1 protein-coding gene is annotated in these 1,851 nt (G+C 24.0%); it reads left to right on the top strand.

The genetic code is table 11. From position 1 onward, the window contains the following. On the top strand, positions 1–1,652 hold a 1,652-nt coding region (locus tag KGF50_RS21305), incomplete at its 5' end, for a GGDEF domain-containing protein (protein WP_227849914.1). Positions 1,653–1,851 lie beyond the last annotated feature (199 nt).

Raw genomic sequence — 1,851 nt, forward strand, 5'->3', positions numbered from 1 at the left:
TTCAAGGATTTAGTGAAAAAATGAAAAAGTATATTTTGATTTCCTGTAAATATATTGAACAATACTTACCTAAAGATTATGTATTTTTAGCACGATTTTATTCACAAATAGCCATTTTAAGTTTAAAGAATGAAGATGTAAATAGAGCAAATCTCTATATAGATAAATTTAATCTTATTTGTAAGGATAGCAATTTTTTAGTGGAAGAAATTATTTTTGAATCTCAATTGATTTATATTAAGGCAAGTAAATGTATTGATTCTTCTATAATAATTAAGAAAATAGAAGATTTATATATAAAAGTAAAAGAAACTAATGATTTTAATTGTAAAAAAATATATTTTTTTATAATTGGAAAGATATATTTTTTATTTTTAGATGATGCATTAATTGCCAAAATGAATTTCTTAAAAGCAAGAAAATATGCAGACTTATCAAAAGATATAGAAGTATGCTCACTATGCGATATAAAGCTAGGGGAATGTGAATGTTCATTTGAAAATTATGAAGGAGCAAGAGAATACTTTAATGAAGTAATAAAGAATAAAAAATATACAAACGTAAATATGATTCAAAAGTATAGAGCGTCAAATAATATAACTAAACTATTAATAAAAACTAAAGACTATTCAGGTGCTATAAATAATTTAGCGAAGTCTGAAGTATATTTGGAAAAATTTAAGAATCAAGATTTGAAAGAAGTGGAAAAATTAGACTTATGCATAAATCTAGCTATGTACTATGCGGAAAGTAATGAAAAATCATTTGAGCAATCAACTTGCTATTTAAATCGGGCTAAGAGTTTATTAAATAACATAAATAGTGTAGACGAGTATATAGTATATGATTTAGAAGTAATTTATCATCAGGTTAATATATATTATATGTTTGAAAACTATGAAAAGGCTTTGATTACAAGTAAAAAACTTCTTGAAAGGGCTAAAGAGGCTAAAAATTATAATTATGTAAAAGAAGCATATAAAACTATACACATGTGTTTTGAAAAGATACAAGATTATGAAATGAGTATGAAATACTTTAAAATGTACTATGAGTTAAAACAGATGTATATGAAAGCTAGAAATAGAAATTATATAGACTCTTTAAATTATAGACATGAACATATCGAAAAAGAAATAAATAATATGAAGAAAATAAAACTCGATTTAGATAAGAAAAAATATATTGACCCTCTGACAGATGCTTATAATAGGATATATTTAAATAGCTTCTTAGAAAAACAAGAGGTTAGTGAATACAGTACTGCATTTATGATAGATGTAGATTATTTTAAGGACTACAATGACACTCATGGTCATTATAATGGAGATGTTGCTCTTAAAAATATAACTATGATAATAAAAAGATATTTAAAAGAGGACATGTCTATTATAAGGTATGGAGGAGAGGAATTTTTAATATTGTCTATATGCAAAGACTATAGAAAAAGCAAGGTATTTGGAAAAAAGTTATGTAAGGTTGTAAAAAAATTCTTAAATGATGGTTTGACAATTAGTATTGGTATTGATACATGTAAAAATAGTAGCATAGATATAAGTGAAATAATTGAAAATGCGGATAAAGCCTTATACAAAGCAAAACAAACTGGAAGAAATAGATGTTTGCATTATTATGATTTTAAGAATTTTTAACTGTTGAAATAGGATTGGTGATTTACTTGAAAGGGAGTTTAATAGAAGATTTAAAGAGAAATATAAAAAAGATAGAATATGATATGTTGACTAAGTTCTATCTAAATTTAACCGATTTAAACTACATCTTGGACTATCACAAAGGCCTTTTAAATACAAAAATAGATGCTAAAGATAAAGTCTATATTTTATATTTAAT

The sequence above is a fragment of the Clostridioides sp. ZZV15-6598 genome (genome assembly GCF_020657705.1).
GTDB lineage: Bacteria > Bacillota > Clostridia > Peptostreptococcales > Peptostreptococcaceae > Clostridioides > Clostridioides difficile_F.